This is a genomic window from Gallaecimonas xiamenensis 3-C-1 (genome assembly GCF_000299915.1).
GTDB lineage: Bacteria > Pseudomonadota > Gammaproteobacteria > Enterobacterales > Gallaecimonadaceae > Gallaecimonas > Gallaecimonas xiamenensis.
This window is the reverse complement of the sequence record NZ_AMRI01000030.1, coordinates 30,051-49,792: the sequence shown is the minus strand read 5'-3', so window position 1 is coordinate 49,792 and position 19,742 is coordinate 30,051. Positions and strand designations below refer to the sequence as shown.

General features: G+C 58.4%; 16 protein-coding genes. 11 read left to right on the top strand and 5 right to left on the bottom strand.

The window, feature by feature from the left end:
* Both B3C1_RS16945 and B3C1_RS16940 read left to right on the top strand, forming a co-directional pair.
* Positions 1-1,442, top strand: a 1,442-nt coding sequence (locus tag B3C1_RS16945) for a family 43 glycosylhydrolase (RefSeq protein ID WP_008486323.1), incomplete at its 5' end; no start/stop codon positions are given.
* 208 nt (positions 1,443-1,650) lie between these two features.
* A complete protein-coding gene (locus tag B3C1_RS16940) occupies positions 1,651-4,464 on the top strand; it encodes a TonB-dependent receptor (RefSeq protein WP_008486322.1) in 2,814 nt (937 codons plus the stop codon).
* Positions 4,465-4,551: 87 nt separating this feature from the next.
* Here the strand turns inward: B3C1_RS16940 and rdgC are convergent, their stop codons facing one another.
* Positions 4,552-5,466, bottom strand: coding sequence for a recombination-associated protein RdgC (gene rdgC, locus B3C1_RS16935; protein WP_008486321.1), 915 nt, complete (start codon positions 5,464-5,466; stop codon positions 4,552-4,554).
* A 184-nt stretch (positions 5,467-5,650) separates the two neighbouring features.
* Here rdgC and B3C1_RS16930 point away from each other — a divergent pair, with 184 nt between their 5' ends.
* The 4 genes from B3C1_RS16930 (at position 5,651) to B3C1_RS20325 (ending at position 10,193) form a co-directional block, all read left to right on the top strand.
* Positions 5,651-7,117, top strand: a complete 1,467-nt coding sequence (locus B3C1_RS16930; RefSeq protein ID WP_008486319.1) for an alanine/glycine:cation symporter family protein — start codon at positions 5,651-5,653, stop codon at positions 7,115-7,117.
* An 85-nt stretch (positions 7,118-7,202) separates the two neighbouring features.
* A complete protein-coding gene (gene yaaA, locus B3C1_RS16925; protein ID WP_008486318.1) occupies positions 7,203-7,976 on the top strand; it encodes a peroxide stress protein YaaA in 774 nt (257 codons plus the stop codon).
* Positions 7,977-8,142: 166 nt separating this feature from the next.
* On the top strand, positions 8,143-9,393 hold the full coding sequence (locus tag B3C1_RS16920; protein WP_008486317.1) for a hypothetical protein: 1,251 nt from the start codon (positions 8,143-8,145) through the stop codon (positions 9,391-9,393).
* 14 nt (positions 9,394-9,407) lie between these two features.
* Entirely contained in the window at positions 9,408-10,193 is a 786-nt protein-coding gene (locus B3C1_RS20325; RefSeq protein ID WP_156804611.1) for a hypothetical protein, read from the top strand.
* Between the two features lie 45 nt (positions 10,194-10,238).
* On the opposite strand, the gene B3C1_RS16910 is transcribed toward B3C1_RS20325, so the two are convergent.
* Positions 10,239-11,813: an endonuclease gene (locus B3C1_RS16910; RefSeq protein WP_035482595.1), complete on the bottom strand. Its 1,575-nt coding sequence runs from the start codon at positions 11,811-11,813 to the stop codon at positions 10,239-10,241.
* Positions 11,814-12,046: 233 nt separating this feature from the next.
* Here B3C1_RS16910 and B3C1_RS16905 point away from each other — a divergent pair, with 233 nt between their 5' ends.
* Positions 12,047-13,999, top strand: coding sequence for a bifunctional 2',3'-cyclic-nucleotide 2'-phosphodiesterase/3'-nucleotidase (locus B3C1_RS16905; protein ID WP_008486314.1), 1,953 nt, complete (start codon positions 12,047-12,049; stop codon positions 13,997-13,999).
* A 28-nt stretch (positions 14,000-14,027) separates the two neighbouring features.
* Here B3C1_RS16905 and B3C1_RS16900 read toward each other — a convergent pair whose 3' ends face one another.
* Complete coding sequence (locus tag B3C1_RS16900; protein WP_008486313.1) at positions 14,028-14,405, bottom strand: DUF6491 family protein; 378 nt, start codon at positions 14,403-14,405, stop codon at positions 14,028-14,030.
* 222 nt (positions 14,406-14,627) lie between these two features.
* On the opposite strand from B3C1_RS16900, the gene B3C1_RS16895 reads away from it, so the two are divergent.
* A complete protein-coding gene (locus B3C1_RS16895) occupies positions 14,628-14,987 on the top strand; it encodes a YkgJ family cysteine cluster protein (RefSeq protein ID WP_035482592.1) in 360 nt (119 codons plus the stop codon).
* A gap of 182 nt (positions 14,988-15,169) precedes the next feature.
* On the top strand, positions 15,170-15,553 hold the full coding sequence (locus tag B3C1_RS16890; RefSeq protein ID WP_156804610.1) for a hypothetical protein: 384 nt from the start codon (positions 15,170-15,172) through the stop codon (positions 15,551-15,553).
* A 32-nt stretch (positions 15,554-15,585) separates the two neighbouring features.
* Here B3C1_RS16890 and B3C1_RS19530 read toward each other — a convergent pair whose 3' ends face one another.
* On the bottom strand, positions 15,586-16,077 hold the full coding sequence (locus B3C1_RS19530) for a hypothetical protein (RefSeq protein WP_008486307.1): 492 nt from the start codon (positions 16,075-16,077) through the stop codon (positions 15,586-15,588).
* Between the two features lie 121 nt (positions 16,078-16,198).
* On the bottom strand, positions 16,199-17,548 hold the full coding sequence (gene srmB / locus B3C1_RS16880) for an ATP-dependent RNA helicase SrmB (RefSeq protein ID WP_008486306.1): 1,350 nt from the start codon (positions 17,546-17,548) through the stop codon (positions 16,199-16,201).
* 137 nt (positions 17,549-17,685) lie between these two features.
* On the opposite strand from srmB, the gene B3C1_RS16875 reads away from it, so the two are divergent.
* Together B3C1_RS16875 and brnQ are read left to right on the top strand one after the other, a co-directional pair.
* On the top strand, positions 17,686-18,330 hold the full coding sequence (locus B3C1_RS16875) for a tRNA1(Val) (adenine(37)-N6)-methyltransferase (RefSeq protein WP_008486305.1): 645 nt from the start codon (positions 17,686-17,688) through the stop codon (positions 18,328-18,330).
* A gap of 82 nt (positions 18,331-18,412) precedes the next feature.
* Positions 18,413-19,726 carry a branched-chain amino acid transport system II carrier protein gene (brnQ, locus tag B3C1_RS16870; protein ID WP_008486304.1) on the top strand — a complete coding sequence of 438 codons (1,314 nt, stop codon included), beginning with the start codon at positions 18,413-18,415 and terminating at the stop codon, positions 19,724-19,726.
* Positions 19,727-19,742: the final 16 nt, after the last annotated feature.

Below are 19,742 nucleotides of genomic sequence, written 5' to 3'. Positions count from 1 at the left end.
GGGCCTTTGAATTCCCCCGCCTCAAGGGGCCCAAGGGGTATCGTTGGTATCTGATGTTCACCTCCGGCAAGCAGGAAAACCTGGACGGCCAGCATCTGTCGGTGCTGGAAAGTGCCGGTGACGATCCCATGGGGCCCTACAGCTACAAAGGCTCACCCATGCCGGACAGCTGGAATATCGACGGCTCCTACCTGGAGCACCAGGGCAAGCTTTACCTGCTGTGGTCCGAATGGGTGGGCGATGAGCAGCTCAATTTCATCGCCCTGATGCGCGACCCCTGGACCCTGGCGGGAGACAAGGTGGTGCTGACCCGCCCCTCACAACCCTGGGCGCAGTCTGGCCGCAAGGTCAATGAAGGGCCTGAAGTCCTGAAAAAAGATGGCCGCACCTTCGTCATCTACTCCGCCAGTTTCTGTGACACCCCGGACTACAAGCTTGCCCAGATTGAACTGACCGGCCAGGACCCGCTGGATCCCAAGGCCTGGACCCATGCCGCCCAGCCGGTTTTTGAACGGGGCAACGGTGTTTTCGGCCCTGGCCACAACGGCTTCTTCAAATCGCCGGACGGCAAAGAGCATTGGCTGGTCTACCACGGCAACAGCAAAGAAACCGACGGCTGCTCTGCCAGTCGCAGCCTCAGGGCCCAGCCTTTTGGCTGGCATGGGGACGGCACCCCGGATTTTGGTGAACCCGTTTCCGAGCAAACCCCGGTCGCGGCGCCGTCCGGTGAGAACGGCCCCCTTACCCTGGTGCCCCAAGGGGCTTTTTGGCAACTGAACGGCCAGGGTCGGACTTTGGGGGAGGGCAAGCTGGTATTGGATCCCACCCGCCACGGCGCCTACCGGCTGGCCAACGCCAAAGGCCAGTTTTTGACCGGTCAACAATGCGGTGCCTCCTGGCAACCATGGCAAAACCAGGCCTGCCAGGAATGGACCCTGGCCAGCCAGGACGACGGCCAGTTGGCGTTAACCAACCAGGACAGTGGTGAGTCCCTGGGCAACTGGCAGGCACTGCCGGCCCAGGAGGTGGCGCTGGTGTCTGCGCAAAGCGGCAAGGTGCTGAGCCTAAGCCAGGGGCACCTGCAGGGGCGCCCGCAGGGGCGCCTGGTGCAGCGCGCTTACGACCAGGGCCAGGACCAGCAGTGGCGTTTCCAGGCAGCCGAAGCCGGCTTTGTCACCCTGGCGCCCAAGGGCAGCAACCAGTGCCTGGCAGTACAGCATCGGTCTCTGGCCGCAGGTGCCCCTGTGGTATTGGCAGACTGCGGCGCTGCCGAGAGCCAATGGCGATTGAGCCCGCAGGGCGACGGTGCCGTGCAGCTGATCAACAGGCATAGCCAACAGAGCCTGGATCTGGCCAGCTGCGGCCTTGCCGATGGAACCACCGTCAACCAGGCCCCAGTCCAGGACAACCGCTGCCAGCACTTCTTCTTAAGACAGCCCTGAGCGGCAGGACGACACCGATAAAACAAGGCAGCCGGGTGGGACCCGGCCAGCCTTGCTACGCTCGTTTTTCAATCAATTAAGCTGTTGATTTTTTTAATGAAAATGTCTTGATTGGTTAAAAGTAATACAATAAGTTTTAACTCGATGCAGTACAGATGATCCACAGGCAAGGACCTGTGCAGACAAGAAAAATACTTGGGGGAACACCATGTTCAGAAAAAGCCTATTGAGTGCGTCCATCGCCCTGGTGCTGGCGTCCACGGGGTCAGCCTTGGCCCAGGACAATGAACAAGACCTGGCCCGCCAGGCCCTGCCTGCCGACACCAGTACCGACAGTGCCGCCACCACAGACGATGTGGAGGTGATTGAAGTCACCGGTATCCGTGGCAGCTTGAACAAAGCCATGAATATCAAGCAGCAAAGCGTGCAGGTGGTGGACTCCATCGTGGCCGAGGACATCGGCAAGTTTCCCGACAACAACCTGGTGGAAGCCCTGCAACGGGTAACAGGGGTGCAGGTCACCGACCGGGCGTCTGGCGAAGCCAGCACCATTACCATCCGGGGCCTGACCGATGTCACCACCACGGTCAACGGCCGCCGTATCTTTACCTCCACCGGCCGGGCCGTAGCGGTCCAGGATATTCCCGCCGCCTTGCTCGAAAGCGTCGATGTCTTCAAAACCAGGGGCGCCCATCAGCTGGCCAGCGGCCTGGCGGGCCAGATAGATATCCATACCCAGCGTCCCTTCAACTTTGAAGGTGGCAAATTTGTGCTGGCCGCCCGTGGCATCTATGCCGACCAGACCGACAAGACGGATCCGCAGATCAGCGCCCTGGTCAGCAACCGCTGGGATACCGCCATAGGTGAAGTGGGTGCCCTGGCCAACGTCGCCTACACCCGCACTCATTACCGCGACCAGAACCTGACGGCGGGGGCTTTGGTGCCTTTCCGTGCCGACAACCTGGAGCGTATCTTCGAAGGCTGGCCCCAGGGCCTGGAAAATGGCCTGCCCAATGCGCCAGGCTCAACCTTTGACCTGGTCGACACTAACGGCAACGTCACCGAGGCCGACGTGCCTTATGTGCTGTCCCGGGACGCCATCTTCCAGAATGACCTCAACGGTGAGCGCGAGCGCCCCGCCTTCAACCTGTCCCTGCAGTGGGCCCCCAACGACAGCTCCGAGTACCTGTTCGAAGCCTTTTACAACGGCTTTCGTAACAAGAGCTTCAATTCCATGCTGTTCAGCTATGTGGACTGGTGGGGCGACTTGGCCGACGTACCGCCGCCCACCTTTTATGAAGGGACCAATGTCATCAAGTCCCGGGTGGTCGGCAGCCCGGCGGTATGGAGCAGCGGCGACTACTCGGAAAGCAAGACCGACAGCTATGTCTTTGCGCTGGGAGGCAAGTGGGACCTGACTGATGCCCTTCGCTTGAAGTCGGAGCTGGTTTACCAAACCAGCGAATACAAGACCGACTTTGTGGCGTTGCGGGCCGACGCGGTCGGTATCCCCAATGTGCGGGTGGATTTCAATGCCGACGACGGCCTGCCCGCCTGGGGCTTTGTGGCAGACGACTACAGCACCCCGGTCGATTTGGCGGCCGTGCAATGGAACATGGGCCAGTACTTCGACAACGGCGGCAAGGACAAGGGCGATTCCCTGGCCTTCACCCTGGACGGCGAGTACTTCCTGTCCAGCGGCTTTATCAGCCGTATCAGCGCCGGCCTGCGCTATGAAGACAGGGGCGGCGAGTCCCATACCAGGGGGGCCGATGCGGTGCTGCTAAGCGCCCAATCCCTGGACAGTGACCTGGTCTATCACAACCCCTACTTCTTTGACGGTGAGGCCAATGTGCCGACCAGTTGGGTGGTGGCCAATGGCTATGGCTTGATGGGGTCGCGGGATCATTACCGGGAGCTTTACAACATTCCCGGTGAGAAGCTGGTGATGAAGCAAACCTTCGACATCAGCGAGAAGTCCTGGGACGCCTACCTGGAAGCCGACTTTGACAGCGAGCTGTTCGGCAGGCGTTTCGACGGTCAATTCGGGGTGCGCTATACCACGGCCGATACCGACATGACCTTCTACAACTACCCGGAAGTGGACCCGACCATTTTCGACCTGGGCGGTACCTCCAACTCCAGTGACAAGCTGTTGCCGAGCATCATTGCCCGTTATCACCTGACCGATAACCTGATGGCGCGCCTGGCTTACACCGAGACCCTGCGCCGCCCCGACTTTGGCCAGCTCAACCCCTTTATCACCTACAACAAGGATCTGACCGGCAACAAGCGCGGTACCGCCACCGGCGGCAACCCGGCCCTCAAGCCGGTCGAGTCCAAGAACTTTGATCTGTCTTTGGAATGGTACTTTGGGGAGGGTAACGCCCTTTACGGTACCTACTTCAAGCGGGAGATCGACGGCTTTGCCTACGACTCGCGGCAACTGGTGAGCTATCGCCAGCCGGGTGAGTCGGAGACCCTGGATTACATCCTCAGCCTGCCGGCCAATACCTCCAACGGCACCCTCGAAGGGGTGGAGCTGGGTACTGTTTACTTCCCAGAAGGCCTGCCTAGCCTACTCGATGGTCTTGGCATCCAGGCCAGCGCCACCTTCTTGGATTCGTCCCAGGACATTCCCGAGTACAACTCCGAGACCGGTGAGTTGATGGGCTACACCAGCCGCAGCATGTTCGGGGTATCGGACAGCTCCTACAGCGCGGTGCTGATCTATGACCACGGCCCGGTAGACATGCGCCTGTCCTATGTGTGGCGGGAAGACTGGCTCAACAACTATGAAGCGCCAACCTTCGCCAACCCCCGTGGTGTCTACCGTCGCCCCGAGCAGAGCCTGGATTTCCAGCTGAGTTACGACCTCAGCGACCAGCTGATGCTGACCTTTGACGCCACCAACCTGACCAAAGAGATCTATCAGTCCTACTACCAGGACGAGGACCTCTACAACTTCAGCAACTCCCTGTATAGCCGCACCTTCGCTCTTGGTGTCCGCTATTCTTTCTGATCCAGTGGTTTGCCCCGGCCTTGGCCGGGGCTTTTTTCATGGCACAAAAAAGCCGGGCATTTCCCGGCTTTTCCAATGCTATTGGCCTCAGGCCAGGGCTTCGGCCTCGCCCCCCAGGGCATTGATGAGCTCGGGTATAAAGACTTCGAAGGTGCGGGCCATCAGCACGAAGTCGGCGTCGAGGCGGGCAGCCTTGTCGGCGCCATCGATGTCGTCGTTCTCTTCCCGCAGCAGGTCGGCAAACTTGACCCGCTTGATGGCCAGGTTTTCGTCCAGCACAAAGGACAGGTTGTCCGGGTAGCTGATGGCCAGCTTGGACACCAGGCGCTGGTTGTCGAGGATGGTGTTGATCTCGTCCATGTTCAGGGCCTGCTTCTTGGTGCGGATCACCCCACCTTCTTCCAGCAGGGATTTGAACTCGGCCTCGTCATCCACCTCGAAGGGCGCCGGGGCCTGGGTCTTGAGCCAGTCGGTCAGGGTCACGGCCACAGGGGTGGCGGCGGCCAGGGGGGTGACCGGCAGGGAACCGATGGATTTGCGCAGCAGCCCCAGCACTTCTTCGGCGCGGGCGGCAGAGGAGGTGTCGACGATCACCAGGTTCAGTTTTTCGCTGATGTAGGCATAAGTGAAACGGGAGCGGACAAAGGCGCGGGGCAACAGATCGGTGACGATCTCTTCCTTGATGGTCTGCTTTTCCTTGCGGCCCACGGCGCGGCCCTGGGCCTGTTGGATCTCGGCCACTTTCTCGTCCAGCAGCTCTTTGATCACGCCGCCGGGCAGCAGTTTTTCTTCCTGGCGCACACAGAGCAGCCAGTTGCCGTCGGCCTGGTGGGTCAGCTCGCCGTCTTCGCGGCGGGTCACCGGGTTGACGAAGCCGTAGCGGGCAATGTCCTGGCTACCGCAAGGGGTAAAGCGGTTGTCGGCCAACTGGTTGGAAAAGGCCGTGCTTTCCAGCGTCAGTGGCTTGGTCAGACGGTAGAGCAGCAGATTTTTAAACCACATGGCAGGTCCTTGGAAGCGAGGGAAGGGCAAGAGTATATGAAAGCTGCCGAGGGTGAAAAGCGTTTCTAAATGTCGCTTTGGTCACAGTTTTGCGGTTTGGCGGTCTAGCCGTCGATGCTAGACTCCCGCACTTTGCTCCAGCCAGTGCGGCTGGGGCCGTTGTTTCACAACCAAGCTGACAGCCATGACAGACAACCAAGATTTGCTGGGCCAGGCGCTTACCGTCGCCAACTCAGCCGTAAACTGGCTTAGTGGCCTGCTCTGGGACTCCGTACTGATCTACCTGCTGATCGGAGCCGGCCTCTACTTTACCGTTCGCCTCAAGTTCATCCAGCTGCGCCACTTCGGCCACATGTTCACCATACTGCGCCATTCCCGCCATGCCGATAAGGCCGGTGTGTCTTCCTTCCAGGCGCTTTGTACCTCCCTTGCCGCCCGGGTGGGCACCGGCAACCTGGCCGGTGTGGCCCTGGCCCTGAGTGCCGGCGGCCCCGGTGCCATCTTCTGGATGTGGCTGATCGCCTTTATCGGCATGAGCACCAGCTTTGTGGAAAGCACCCTGGCACAGTTGTTCAAGGTTAAGGACAACCACGGCAACTTCCGTGGCGGCCCGGCCTATTACATGGAGCGTGGCCTGGGGGCCCGCTGGATGGGCATCCTCTTCGCCTTGTTCCTGATTTTGGCTTTCGGCCTGGTGTTCTGCGCCGTGCAATCCAACTCCATCTCTGAAGCCATGAACACCGCCTTTGGCCTGCCCCGTTGGCTGGTGGGCGTGGTGGTGGTGGCCCTGACCGGCCTGGTGATTTTCGGCGGCCTGCGCTCCATTGCCGGTGTGGCCGAAGTGGTGGTGCCCTTTATGGCGGCCGGTTACCTTGGGGTTGCCATAGTGGTAGTGCTGATGAACGCCAGCGAACTGCCGGCGGTGTTCAGCCTTATCATCAAGTCGGCTTTTGGCCTGCAGGAAGCGGCGGCCGGTACCGCCGGTTATGCGGTGTCCAAGGCGCTGATGGAAGGCATGAAGCGGGGCTTGTTCTCCAACGAGGCGGGCATGGGCTCGGCCCCCAACGCCGCTGCCACCGCTACCCCCACTCCGCCGCACCCGGCTTCCCAGGGCTATGTGCAGATGCTGGGGGTCTTTATGGACACCCTGGTGATCTGCACCGCTACCGCCTCTATTATCCTGTTGTCCGGGGTCGATCTCAGTGGCAACGCCGAAGGGGTATCCTTGACCCAGAGCGCCCTGAGTTCCCAGGTGGGCGGCTGGGGTAACGGCTTTGTGGCGGTGGCGCTGTTCTTCTTCGCCTTCACCTCCATCATGGCCAACTACTACTACGCCGAGATCAACGTCAGCTTCCTGCGCCCCGGTTCGGACAATGCCATTCGCATCTACCGGGTGATGGCCCTGGGCATGGTGATGTTCGGTGCCGTGGCCAAGCTGCAGATCGTCTGGGATCTGGCCAACCTGGCCATGGCGCTGATGGCCATCGTCAACCTGGTGGCCATACTGCTGCTGTCCAACATCGCTTTCAAACTGGCGCGGGACTACAACTGCCAGCGCGCCGCCGGCAAGACGCCCTTTTTTGACGTGCGTAAGTTCCCCGAACTCAAGAGCCGCCTGGCCCCTGGGGTTTGGGAGCAGGACAAGTCCTGACCGAACGGCACAATCGATGCAAAGCGGCCCCCCGGGGCCGCTTTTTTGTTAGAGTGGCAGACCACCGATTCGAGGAGTTTTGCCCATGCTGATGCTGGTGTCCCCGGCCAAATCCCTGGACTTTGAAACCAGGCCCGTTACCGACCAGTTCACCCAGCCCGACCTGCTGGACCAGTCTGCCGAGCTTATCGACACTTGCCGCCAGCTGACCCCTGCCGCGCTGTCCAGCCTGATGCACATCTCCGACAAACTGGCCGGCCTCAATGCCGCCCGTTTTGCCCAGTGGCAGGCTCCTTTCAACCCGGATAATGCCAAGCAGGCGCTGCTGGCCTTCACTGGTGATGTCTACACCGGCCTGGACGCCACCAGCCTTGACGATAAGGGCTTTGCTTATGTGCAGCGCCACCTGCGTATTCTCTCCGGCCTCTATGGCCTGCTCAGGCCCCTGGATCTGATGCAGCCCTACCGCCTGGAGATGGGCACCAAGCTCGACAACCCCAGGGGCAAGGATCTTTACGCCTTCTGGGGCAACCTGGTCACCGACAAGGTTAACCAGGCCCTGGCCGACAGCGGCAACGACGAACTGGTGAACCTGGCCTCCAACGAATACTTCAAGTCGGTCAAGCCCAAGCAGGTCAAAGGCCGGCTGATCACCCCGGTGTTCAAGGACGAGAAGAATGGCCAGTTCAAGATAATCAGCTTCTACGCCAAAAAAGCCCGGGGCATGATGGTGCGCTTTGCGGCCGACAAGGGCATTAGCCGCGCCGAAGATCTCAAGGCCTTCGACTACGGCGGCTACTTCTTCAGCCCCCAGGAGTCCAAGGGCGATACCTGGGTCTTCCTGCGCCACGAGCAATAAAGCAGTGTAAGAAATCTGTAATGCTGATGTGCCTTTGCCAAGTCACTAACTGGTCACTAGGTTTAACCTTGGCAAGGAAGCCATTGTCTTAACGCCGCAGCAGCCAGCCTGTCTCTTGCTCATTTGGCTTCCTATCTCTTCTATTCAAGGATGAAAGGAAGCAACAATGAGCTACCAAATTACTAACCCACAAGAGGCCTTTAAGCGCGCTTTTCAACGCTATTCTTGGTTTGAGGCAAAACAGGCCTGGAAAGAAATCAAGCAAAGTAGCGACAGCATGAAAGAGCAACGTTTAGCGGAAAAAGTGGTGCTGACTGGCCAGGCAGCAACCATGCTGGCCTCTCTTAATGAGTTTGACCGTAGCAAAGTCCAAGACGAAATTTTATACCTCACCTATAATCCGCTGCCACTGGATGTCTGTAAGCATTGGAATAACCCTGCGAAACGACTCTTTAAATCCCGCTATCCTTTCAGTCAGTACCACTATCTTATCAACTATACGGCAGAGCCGGGTGGGGTACTGCTGATCAATGATATATTCTTTGATAGATCCTTGCATGGAAATAAAAACACAGGTTTTAAAGAAAGGAATATGATGTATGAAGTGGATAGATATGAAAACGAATCCATATCTGGACGCTTTGATGAGGAAATGAATAAATTAGTTAGCTCATCAACGACTGATATAAAACAAAACAAACGTAAGTTTAATAAGTTCATCAGCGATGTTACGGCCTCATGGGATATCAGAAGGCCCGTTTCCCGGGTCGAGTCAGAGCATGTGGCTGTTAACGGCATGCAAAACGATCTTAGGAAAGCCACTTGGTTAATGGCTACTCATGTGGAATCGGCTTATCCACAGGACAAAATAGATCTATATACCCTATTCCATAACCCAACAGAAGGTTTTATTCAAGATATCGCCGAATGCCTTTGGGATAGGAATCAGGATAGAAACTCATCCAGCAATGCTGCCCACCTGGCCGCCGTGCTTCACCAATGCCAACAGGCAGGAAAAGTGAAGAAGTGGACAGTGCATAGCCAAGGTGCCATTATTTTTTTAAGGGCAGTGCAACTGCATATGGCAACGAAAGGCACGCCCCTGGATAAGCAGAAGGTGGCTTTACATGGCAGTGGTGCCCATGTTGCCCTGTTTGAAAACACCATGGCCTCGGCTGGAATTAAATTAATCAATGTTAACAACAACCCGTTTGATGTAGTGCCAAATAAGGCGGGTAAAGCAGGTGGGAAAAGCAGCTTGCGGTTTATCTTGTCGGTGATGTTGGGTGGACCAGGCAGCAGTGCTCATACACTACCCTTTTTGGGTATAGAAACGTACTATAAACAGTTATTGTTTTTAGGTAAGAATGGCATGGCGAAATCGGTTAAGAAATTTATTGATAACTCCGTTAGGTAATAAAGGGGATTGCAGTGAGCATATTGACGCGGTTATGGGGATTAGTCGGTGGCCCTGATTTTCGTTCTGCCATCGACTATCATTTTAACCTTGAAGGGAAGTTTCTATCATTCCGCGTTCCCGTCACCCATATTGATCTCGATGATATGATGCCTGTTGATATCAATATCAATGACGAACAATTTATTGGGCAATACATCACATCATTTGGCCCTGTTATCTTTATCCCTATTAATACATGGCGTTGGAATTATTCCAGTCGTCTTTTATACAATAATGCTGCTGCTTCAGTATCTCTATCAGTGCGAGTAAGAAAAGTTAAAAGTAAATGTCCAATTCCTAATGAGCAAGCGATGAAAGAGTATCTTACCTGGGAATATGATGACTACTATGAAAATGGGGTGAATCAGGGTAAAAAAGGTTTTAATCGATATCAAAGGGAAAGAGTGCTAGATTTTTTTCAGCGTAAATATGGTTATGGGCATGAAAAAATTGACTTTTCGCAAGAAATGAAGGAACACTTGGATGGCTTGTTGAAAACAGTCCCGCAAGAAAGCGACTACCATCACTACAAAGGTGTCGATAATACTTGGGTCTATTTTTTCTTGAAAAAAGAAATGAATTTTCCTGCCAGCCATTACTGTTTCAGGCTTGATGACTATAATATTCTCGACTTTGTATTCACCTACATGTCTGATGAATATGCCCTTGACGAAAAGATATTGGATGTTCGCCACGATCTTGAAAAACGAATTATGGACACGGTGTCAATAACTTCAGGTGTCATGCTAACGAATTGACTGCTGCTCTGTTGGTAAAAAGCCGCCCTGAGGGCGGCTTTTTATTTAGTTGCAGCTGGCGCCGAAGATGGCTTGGGCCCACTCGGGGTGGTCGATAAAGGGGTTGCGGTTGTGCTGGCGCTCATAGACCCGCTCGTTGCGGCGCTCTTCCCAGGCCGAAACCGGATCTTGGGCGTTCCATTCCAGCAGGGTGCAAAGATCCCCCAGTTGGGCGCCGCTGGTACCTGTGCTGTGGACCAGGGTCAGGTCCGGTACCCCGGTGCTGTCGTTGCCTTCATAGCGCACGTCCATGTAGAACAGCATCCGCGCTACGTCACCCTTGACGGTATCTGCCGGTTCGAAGCTGTCGCTGTCGGTCTTGTTGTCCGGTGACTCGGACAGGGGGCTGCCGCCCCAGTCAAAATCCTTGTTACCACGACTGCTGTTGATGGACACGTCGGCCGGGCGCAGGTGGTGGATGTCGGTATAGGCCCACTGGCTGGAGGACGGGAAGCCGTGGCTCTTGGCCCAGACGTGTTCGCGGTTCCAGGCGTCTTGGTCGTTGGTCTGGCCGGCGCGAAAGCTTTTCGCTTCAGAGCGGCCGGAGTAGAGCAGGATCACGTTGTTGCTGTTGTTGGGGTCTTCGTCTGTGTACTCCAACTGGTCCCAGACCTGGGAGTAGGTGAAGTTGACGCTGTCTTGCAAGATGGTATTGAGCGCCGCCTTGAGGGCGCTGCCGGTCTTGCCAAGGGCCGAGGCATAGTAGCTGTCGGTGTCGCCGTCACCGCCGCCGTTATCCGAGCCGGTGTCGAAGCTGGCGCTGAGGATGACACCGCTAAAGGCGCTGTAGCCGTAGAGGTCGATATAGACGCGGCCTGTGCTGTTGACCACACAGCTTTCACCGTTGCCCGAGTTGATGGAGCGGCAGTCGTAGTCGGCGGTGGACGGCGCGCTGCCGGCTTTGACATAGAGGTCGGCATCGCCGCTGCCGCCGCTGCTGGTAACGGTCAGGGGCGCCTGGGCTACGTCAATATAGAAGTGCAGGCTGGCCTGGGCGGCGGTACCCAGGTCGGTTTGGGCCACGCCATTGGCCAGGGCCGTGGCTGGGGTCTCGTTGCCGCCACAGTCGCTTTGCAGGGGGCCGCTGCCGGGGCTACCGGCATTGGCGGCCACCTGCCAATCGTTCTGGTTGCTGGCGCTGCTGAAGGTGGCGCGGGCCAGGGCGACGTTGGTGGCGTTCAGGCTCCAGCCCGACAGGCCGCCTTCCCAGGCTACCTGATCCACCAGGCTGGTGCCGTTTTTCAGCTGCACGTAGTCGCCGGAGTTGCCCAGGGCCAGGGTCATGCCGCTGATATCGGGTTGGCTGCCAAAGAGGGCGGCAAAACCACTGGCGGAGCGGGCTACCGTCAGGTACTGGCCGGCGGCCAGCTGGCCGGCCAGGGCGAAGCTGCCGGCGTTGTCGTTGATGCTGTAGCCACTCAAATCCACAGTGGTGCAGCCAGCGTTGAACAGCTCTACGAACTCTTCGGTGCTGTCGTTGTTGGGAGCGTCGTACAGCACTTCGCTGATCACCAGCTGTGCCTGGGCGCTGCCCATCAGGGCGCTAAGGCCCAATCCCAAAAGCCATTTTGTTCTCATCATGCTCTTCCTGTGTTGACCAGTGCAAAATGCACGGGCACTTGATAAAGAGTTGTTAAAAGGAACGCAATGGCATTGGTTGCATAGTGACCAGCTTATTGGCTCTGATCTTCAAAAATTCATATAAGTCGGCATCTTAGACATAGGTCGCAGCTCAATTGCCTTTGGTATCAGACCCTGGGTCAGGGCCTGGGGGCGGTGGTAGCATAGAGGGGCTTTTGACACAGGATAAACTCATGCATAAGAAGATCGTCGCCAGCCTGGTGCTGCTGGCCCTGGGTGGCTGTGGTTCGGCCGAACAGGCGGCAGCGCCGCTGCACTTGCGGGTGATGGAGACTACCGATCTCCACGCCAACATGATGAACGTCAACTACTTCACCGGCCAGGAAGACGACACCCTGGGCTATGTGAAGACCGCCACCCTGATCCGCCAGGCCCGCAGCGAAGTAGCCAACAGCGTGTTGGTGGACAACGGCGACCTGCTCCAAGGCACCGCCCTGGGTGACTATATCGCCAAGGTCAAGGGCCTCAAGGACGGCGCCGTGCACCCCATCTACCAGGCCATGAACCCCATGGGCTATGACGTGGGCAACGTCGGCAACCACGAATTCAACTTCGGCCTGCCTTTCCTGCTGGACAGCTTGCATGGCGCCGCCTTTCCCTATGTCAGCGCCAACCTGTTCAAGGACGACGGCGACGGCAACCCGGCCAACGACCAGCCGCTGCTCAAGCAGTACCTGATCAAGGACTACCAGTTCCGTGACCAGGCTGGCCAGCCCCAAGCCGTCAAGATCGGTTACATCGGCTTTGTGCCGCCGCAGATCCTCGAGTGGGACGCCGTCAACCTCAAAGGCAAGGTCACGGTGCGGGACATGGTGGACATGGCCAAGGAACTGGTGCCGCAGATGAAAGCCCAGGGGGCCGATGTCATCATCGCCATTCCCCATGCCGGCATGACCGCCTCCCCCCGCCAGGGCATGGATGAAAACGCCGCCTACTACCTGAGCCAGGTGCCGGGCATCGACGCCCTGATGCTGGGCCACTCCCACAGCTACTTCCCTGGCGAGCGCTACCAGGATCTGCCCAACGTGGACATGGCCAAGGGCACCGTCAACGGTGTCGCCGCCGTAATGCCGGGCTTTTGGGGCAACAACCTGGGGGTGATCGACCTGGAGCTGACCAAGGGCGAGCATGGCTGGCAGGTGACTGGCAGCCAATCGACCCTGCGCCCCATCTTCAAGCGGGAAGAGGGTAAGGTGGTGAGCCTGGCCAAGAACGACGCCACCGTCGAGGCGGCCGTGGCCCCGGCCCACCAGGAAACCACCGCCTGGGTCAGCACGCCTTTTGCCAAGATCAACGGCGATATCCAGAGCTTCTTCGCCCTGGTGCAGGACGATCCGGCGGTGCAGGTGGTCAACAACGCCCAGCGCTGGTACCTGGAGCGTTATATCCAGGGTACCGAGTTTGACGGTATGGCGGTGTTGTCGGCGGCGGCGCCGTTCCGTACCGGCTACGGCGGCGCTGGCAACTACACCTTCGTACCCCAGGGAGACATTGCCTATCGCAACGTGGCCGACCTTTACCTCTACCCCAACACCGCGACCGTGGTGAAGGTAAAAGGGGCGGTGGTACGGGAATGGCTGGAGCGCTCCGCAGGCCTTTTCAACCAAATCGATCCCAAGGCCAAGGGCCAGCAGGAGCTGATCAATTCCAAGTTCGCCAGCTATAACTTCGACGTTATCGACGGTGTCAGCTACCAGGTGGACTTGGCCCAGCCCAGCCGTTACGACGGCAATGGTCAGTTAATCCACCCCGAAGCCCACCGTATCCAGCAGCTGACCTACCAGGGCCAGCCCCTGGACGCCGAGCAGGAATTCTTGGTGATCACCAGCAACTATCGCGCTGGCGGCGGTGGCCATTTCCCCGGTGTCGACAGCAGCGCCATCGTCATCGCCAGCCCCGACGAGAACCGTCAAATCGTGGCGGACTTCCTGGGCAGCCAAAAAGACGGCTACAACCCGGCGGTGGACAACAACTGGCAGTTTGCGCCCCTGGCCGGTGAGCCTCTGGTGACCTTCTGGTCTGCTGGTGGCGACCAGGCCAAGGCGGTGGCCAAAGACTCGGCCAAGGTAGAGCCCACAGGGCAAACCAACGCAGAAGGGTACGCTCAGTACCGGTTGCGCTTCTAAATCGCCAAGGCCCCGAAAGGGGCCTTTTTTATTTGAGCAAGCCGTCCTGGCGCATGCGGCGGATGTCCAGATCCTGGATCTGTTGAATGGGGCAGCGCTGGCCGCCGTAGAGCACGGCGTCCCGGTGGGCCCTGACCGAGGCCTGGCCTGAGGTGAACTTCAGTACCGGCTGGCTGGGGTCGAAAAAGCAGCTGCCAAGCACCGACATCAGCACGGCGCGGTTAGGGCTTTGCCAAAGCACCACCTGGGAGTGGTTGACGATGTCAAAGCTCATAAAGCGCGGGTTGAACAGCTCCAGGGGCCTGCCCTGGGTGTACTGCTGCCAGGGCAGGGGCTCGCTGCTTTGGCTGGCACAGCCGGCCAGGGCCAACAGGGCTGCCAGGGACAAGGATCGCAAGGCTTTCAAAACCGCCTCCTAAGAATATGGGGGTTACAGAGGTTAGACGCCAACAGGCGCCCTGGCGTGACAAAAATTCCTCTGGCCCCCGCTTCTCGGGGAGCCTTTGGCTAGTGCATAATGGCGCGCCTTGCCGTGGTTCCTCCGCTGCCAGGCGGCCGTCCGGCCTTGTCTTTTGTGTATTCAACAATATCAGACCTTTACCTGTATCAGGTGCGGAGCTTTTGCAGCATGACTGTGGCTAATCCGTGCATTACCTGTGGTGCTTGCTGTGCCTATTTTCGCGTGTCCTTTTACTGGGCCGAGGCGGAGATAGGTGGCGGCCTGGTGCCCGACGAACTGACATCCCAGGTCAACCCTCATCTTAGCTGCATGAAGGGCACCGAGAGCCGTAACGGCTGTCGCTGCGTTGCCCTTGGCGGCGAGATAGGGCAGGCCACCGCCTGTACCATGTACGAGAAAAGACCCAGCCCTTGCCGGGAATTCGAGTACTCGGGCTACCTGGGCATTGCCAACCCCGACTGTGACAAGGCCCGTGCCCACCACGGCCTGGCGCCGTTGCCCATCATCTATGTGGCACCGGCTGCGTGAATATCCCAACCCGCTTCGGCGGGTTTTTATTGTTCAAAGCCCCTGGTTATGGTTTGCTTATCAACAAGTTGTATTCCCCAAAAGGCCATTTGATGAAACGGATTGCCATCATAGTTGCCATTGCAGCCCTGTCCCAAGGTTGTAGCTCCCCTCTAAGCTTCAGGGCCCAAGCCCCCAGTTTGATGTCGAGTCAGGTTGCGACCTACCGGCTGAACGACGTCGAGAACATGAGCAGGGAAGACTTGGGTACCCTGACCAGTTCCGATTGTGTCAACGGCCTGTACGGCGAGCACCTCAGCCAGGTGGACAGCTCAGGCGCCATCGAGAAGCTGAAAGCCGAGGCCTACAGAAGAGGGGCCAACGCGGTGTCGCCACCTGTGTGCCGGGCCCGCTTTGATACCGGCAGTTGTCAGCAAGAGCTGTCCTGCAGCGCCCAGGCCTGGCACGTTGAACAGCTAACTGGCCCCAATCCGGTCAAGGATGCCCCCAACAACCTGGATGCCATGTTCAACAAGCCCATCACCAAACGTTTCCACCTCCCGCATAGCGCCACCGGCGGGCAATAAAAAAGGGCAGCCGTTGGCTGCCCTTTTTGTTGTTACACGGCTTGATAATTATCAAGAACGAACTTTTTATTTCGCTTGCAGCTGGGACAATTCACATCGAACTGTCGGTTGTCTTGCCCGCAAACGCATTGCCAACCATCATCGACTACTGAGGCATAGCGGACTGCATCGGCACCTATTGTATTCTTGATGTCTTCCTTCTCTAAAGAAGGGATTTGAGAAGCTTCCTGCTGTTGAACGGCCACTTCTTTCCCACAGAATCTGCATAGCACTGCCTCTGCTTTGATTTCTTCTGCGCAATAAAGGCACTTCTTCAATTTCCCCGAAGGATTAGGACTAACAGCCTGGTGTTGAGTTGGGTATTGGGGATGTTGGTTAGAAAGCATCAGCGAGGCTATCAGCCCAAATATGCCAAATACCAAGCCGATGAGAAACCACAACCCTGCATTATGCCCCCGGCCTGCCGCAATACTGGCTGAGATAACGCCGCAAAATACCCAAACAATGAGAACTAAAAAAGTCATTTTCTCCTCCTTGAGATGAATATCGCTTTAGGTTTAGACAATACTTTCGTAATAGGCAAATCAATCAATCGCGAAATAAAAAAGGCAGCTTAAGCTGCCTTTTTTGCGTGTTGATATGTTCTTATTCGTCGGCGGTTTTGCCACGGGCCACGTCGCTGCGCTGGCGGGCTTCGCTGCCACGGGGGGCGCCTTTGTTTTTCAGGTCGCGCTGGCGCACCTTTTTGCGCTCGGCCTGCTTGGCGTCCTTCTTAGCCTTTTTCTTGGCCAGGGCCTTTTTGGCGCTGGGCTTGAGGGTCTTGTCCTTTTTCTTTTTCACCGGCTCTTTGAACTTGGACTTGGGCCGCAGTTCGTCGATCACCCGCGCCTTGATGGGGTCTTCCTGGTAACGCTCTACCCGGCGCAGCATGGACAGGTCATGGGCTTCTACCAGGTTGATGGCCGTGCCCTTGGCGCCGGCGCGGCCGGTGCGGCCGATGCGGTGCACATAGACGTCGGCGGTGCGGGGCATGTCATAGTTGATGACATGGCTGATGTCGTCGATATGCAGGCCCCGGGCGGCCACGTCGGTGGCCAGCAGCACCGGCACCTGGCCGCTCTTGAAGCGGGCCACGGCGTTGTTGCGCTTGTCCTGGGCCATTTCCCCCTGCAGCCAGACACAAGGCAGTTTTTCGCCGGCCAGTTGGTCACGCAGTTCCGCCAACTTTTCGCGGGTCTTTACGAACACCAGGGCCTTATGGGTGTCGGGGTGGCGAAGGTGGGCCAGCAGCAGCTTGAACTTGTGTACCTTGTCGTCGCAGTAGTAGACCCACTGATGGATTTTCTTGCGCTCGCGGCGGGACGGATCGGCGCTCAGCTCTACCGGATCGGTCAGGGCCTTTTCGGCGAACTGCTCCAGGTTGTGGCCTTCGAGGGTGGCGGAGAACAGCAGGGTCTGGCGGCGCTGCTCGCACTTTTCGAGGATAAGCTCCATGTCTTTTTGGAAGCCCATCTCCAGCATGCGGTCTGCTTCGTCGAGGATCAGCAGCTCAACGGCGATGCAATCGAACAGGTTCTTGTCGATGTACTCCACCAGGCGCCCGGGGGTGGCCACCACCAGGTCAACTTCGCCCCCCAGGGCCTTGCCATGCACCTTGTAGTCGACACCGCCGATCACCGAGCCGATGCCGATGGGGGTCTTGCCGGCCAGGGCCTTGGCGTCCGCTTCAACCTGCAGGGCCAGCTCACGGGTGGGGGTGAGGATAAGCACCCGGGGCGGTTCCTTGCGCTTTTTGGGGTAGTCCAGCAGGTGCTGCAGGGCCGGCAGCAAAAAGGCGGCGGTCTTGCCGGTGCCGGTGGGGCTCATGGCCAGCAGGTCATGGCCATCCATGGCGGCGGGAATAGCCTGGCTTTGGATGACGGTGGGTTTCTTGAAGCCCAGTTCAGCGACGGCTTCAAGCAGGGCCGGGTCCAGTTCCAGATGTTCAAATGCCATGGGGGTTCCTCAGGTTGGCCTGCCATACAGACAAGGGGGCGCTGATTTTAGGCAAAGTGGCCTTGGGGTACAATCTCGCAGCTATGAGTAAAGGTTTCCAGTTCAAACAGTTTTTTGTGGGCCATGAGCACTGTGCCATGAAAGTGGGCACAGACGGGGTGGTATTGGGTCTTTGGGCTGCCTTACCCCAGGGGGGGCGGGTGTTGGACATCGGCGCCGGTACCGCCCTGGTGTCCTTGATGTTGGCCCAGCGCGGCCCGGCCCTGGCATTGGATGCAGTGGAGATTGACCCCGGCGCCTGCCAGCAGGCCAGGGACAACGTCGCCGCCAGCCCCTTTTCGGCGCAAATTTCCCTGCACCAAGGGGACGTGGCTGCCTTTGCAGGGGGGCCTTATGAGCTGGTAGTGAGCAACCCGCCCTTTTTTACCCCCCAGGTGCGCTCGGCCGACGACCGCCGTGACCAGGCCCGCCACGTGGCTGCCTTGCCGCCAGAGGTATTGGCGGCCCAGTGCCTACGCCTGGGGGCCAAGGAGGTGGCCATGGTGCTGCCCTGGGACGACCACCTGCTCTGGGCCCAGCCCCTGGCCCAGGCCGGCTACCAGCTTTACAGGCGCTGCGCCCTTTATTCGGTAGAAGGCAAGGCCCAGCCGGTCAGGGCCCTGCTGCAATGGAGCCAAAGCCCCAAACCGTTGGACGAGAACAGTCTGGTGCTCCGTGACCCCCAGGGTCAGTGGACGCCGGCATTTCGTGCGCTGGGCAGGGATTTTTACCTTCATTTTTAAACAAGGCTTGAGCCCTTTCGGCTAATCGTGATACCCCTTGTCGACTCGATTTCAAACAAGATGTGGTTGTAGGGGTTTTTGCGTGACCAAAAAGCTGAAAAGCGCTGATCTGTTGGCCTTGGGTTTTATGACCTTCGCCTTCTTCCTCGGCGCCGGTAACATGATCTTTCCGCCCATGGCGGGTTTGAATGCCAGTAGTGACCTGGCGCCGGCGATCCTGGGTTTCCTGCTCACCGCTGTAGGCCTTCCCCTTCTGACTATCATTGCCGTAGCCCTTGCCGGTGGCGGCCTGGACGCCCTGGCCAAGGTATTGCCCAAGAGGGCAGCCCTGGCCCTGTGTGTGGTGCTCTACCTGATCCTGGGCCCCTTCTTTGCTACCCCTCGTACCAGCCTGGTGGCCTATGAGCTGGGTTTTGAACCCTTCGTCGGGGGCGGCTGGGTCAGCCAAGCCCTCTACTCGGTGCTTTTTTTCGGCGTGACCTTCTGGTTGGCCATCCGCCCCGGCAAGCTGCTGGCGGTGGTGGGCAAGGTGATCACCCCGGTGCTGCTGGTATTGCTGGCTGCCATTGCCGTGATGCTGGTGGTCGCCCCCCTGGGTGAACCTGTGGCCAGTGCCGCCGCTTGGCAAAAGGCGCCTTTTGCCAAGGGCTTTTTGGAAGGCTACCTGACCATGGACACCCTGGGGGCCTTGCTGTTTGGCCTGGTGGTGGTCAATGCCCTCAAGGCCCGTGGTGTTGAAGACCGCAAGCTGCAGTTCCGCTATCTGTGCGTGGCCGGCGTCATTGCCGCCACCGGCCTGGCTTTGGTGTATATCACCCTGTTCCAATTGGGGGCCACTGCCGGCGCCGTGGTCAACAATCCCAAGGAAGGCAGCGAAGTATTGGTACCGGCCATCGAAGCCCTCTTTGGCGCCGCCGGCCTCTATGTGCTGGCGGCGGTGGTCACCCTGGCCTGTCTGACGACCGCCGTCGGCCTGACCAGCTCCTGCGCCGAGTATTTCTCGGACACCTTCAAGAAGATTAGCCATGTGCAGGTGGCGGCCGTGGTCTGTGCCTTCTCGGCCCTGGTGGCCAACGTCGGCCTGGTGCAGCTGATCAACATCTCGGTGCCGGTGCTGTTCTTCGTCTATCCCATCGCCATTGCCCTGGTGGCCCTGCGCCTGTTGGCTGTGGTGCTGGGGGAGCACCGCCGTGGCCAGCAGCAGGTGGTGGCGGTGACCGCCCTCTTTGCCCTGCTGGACGGCGTCCATGCCACCGGCCTTACCATGCCCAAGTGGCTCAACCACCTGCCGCTCTTTGAAGAAAAGATGGTATGGCTGGTGCCAACCGCCCTGGTGATGTTGTTGATGGCTTTGTTTCGCCGGGCCAGGGACGTACGCTCGGAAGTGATGAACTGATAAAAAAGGCGCCCTA

What these genes read in the sequence shown, in the direction of transcription:
- B3C1_RS16930 (WP_008486319.1), top strand. Translation starts at nt 5,651, where the DNA reads ATGACAGACAACCAAGATTTGCTGGGCCAGGCGCTTACCGTCGCCAAC.
- srmB (WP_008486306.1), bottom strand. Translation starts at nt 17,548, where the DNA reads ATGGCATTTGAACATCTGGAACTGGACCCGGCCCTGCTTGAAGCCGTC.
- B3C1_RS16890 (WP_156804610.1), top strand. Translation starts at nt 15,170, where the DNA reads ATGTCGAGTCAGGTTGCGACCTACCGGCTGAACGACGTCGAGAACATG.
- rdgC (WP_008486321.1), bottom strand. Translation starts at nt 5,466, where the DNA reads ATGTGGTTTAAAAATCTGCTGCTCTACCGTCTGACCAAGCCACTGACG.
- B3C1_RS16910 (WP_035482595.1), bottom strand. Translation starts at nt 11,813, where the DNA reads ATGATGAGAACAAAATGGCTTTTGGGATTGGGCCTTAGCGCCCTGATG.
- B3C1_RS19530 (WP_008486307.1), bottom strand. Translation starts at nt 16,077, where the DNA reads ATGACTTTTTTAGTTCTCATTGTTTGGGTATTTTGCGGCGTTATCTCA.
- B3C1_RS16940 (WP_008486322.1), top strand. Translation starts at nt 1,651, where the DNA reads ATGTTCAGAAAAAGCCTATTGAGTGCGTCCATCGCCCTGGTGCTGGCG.
- B3C1_RS16895 (WP_035482592.1), top strand. Translation starts at nt 14,628, where the DNA reads ATGACTGTGGCTAATCCGTGCATTACCTGTGGTGCTTGCTGTGCCTAT.
- B3C1_RS16905 (WP_008486314.1), top strand. Translation starts at nt 12,047, where the DNA reads ATGCATAAGAAGATCGTCGCCAGCCTGGTGCTGCTGGCCCTGGGTGGC.
- B3C1_RS16920 (WP_008486317.1), top strand. Translation starts at nt 8,143, where the DNA reads ATGAGCTACCAAATTACTAACCCACAAGAGGCCTTTAAGCGCGCTTTT.
- B3C1_RS16875 (WP_008486305.1), top strand. Translation starts at nt 17,686, where the DNA reads ATGAAAGTGGGCACAGACGGGGTGGTATTGGGTCTTTGGGCTGCCTTA.
- yaaA (WP_008486318.1), top strand. Translation starts at nt 7,203, where the DNA reads ATGCTGATGCTGGTGTCCCCGGCCAAATCCCTGGACTTTGAAACCAGG.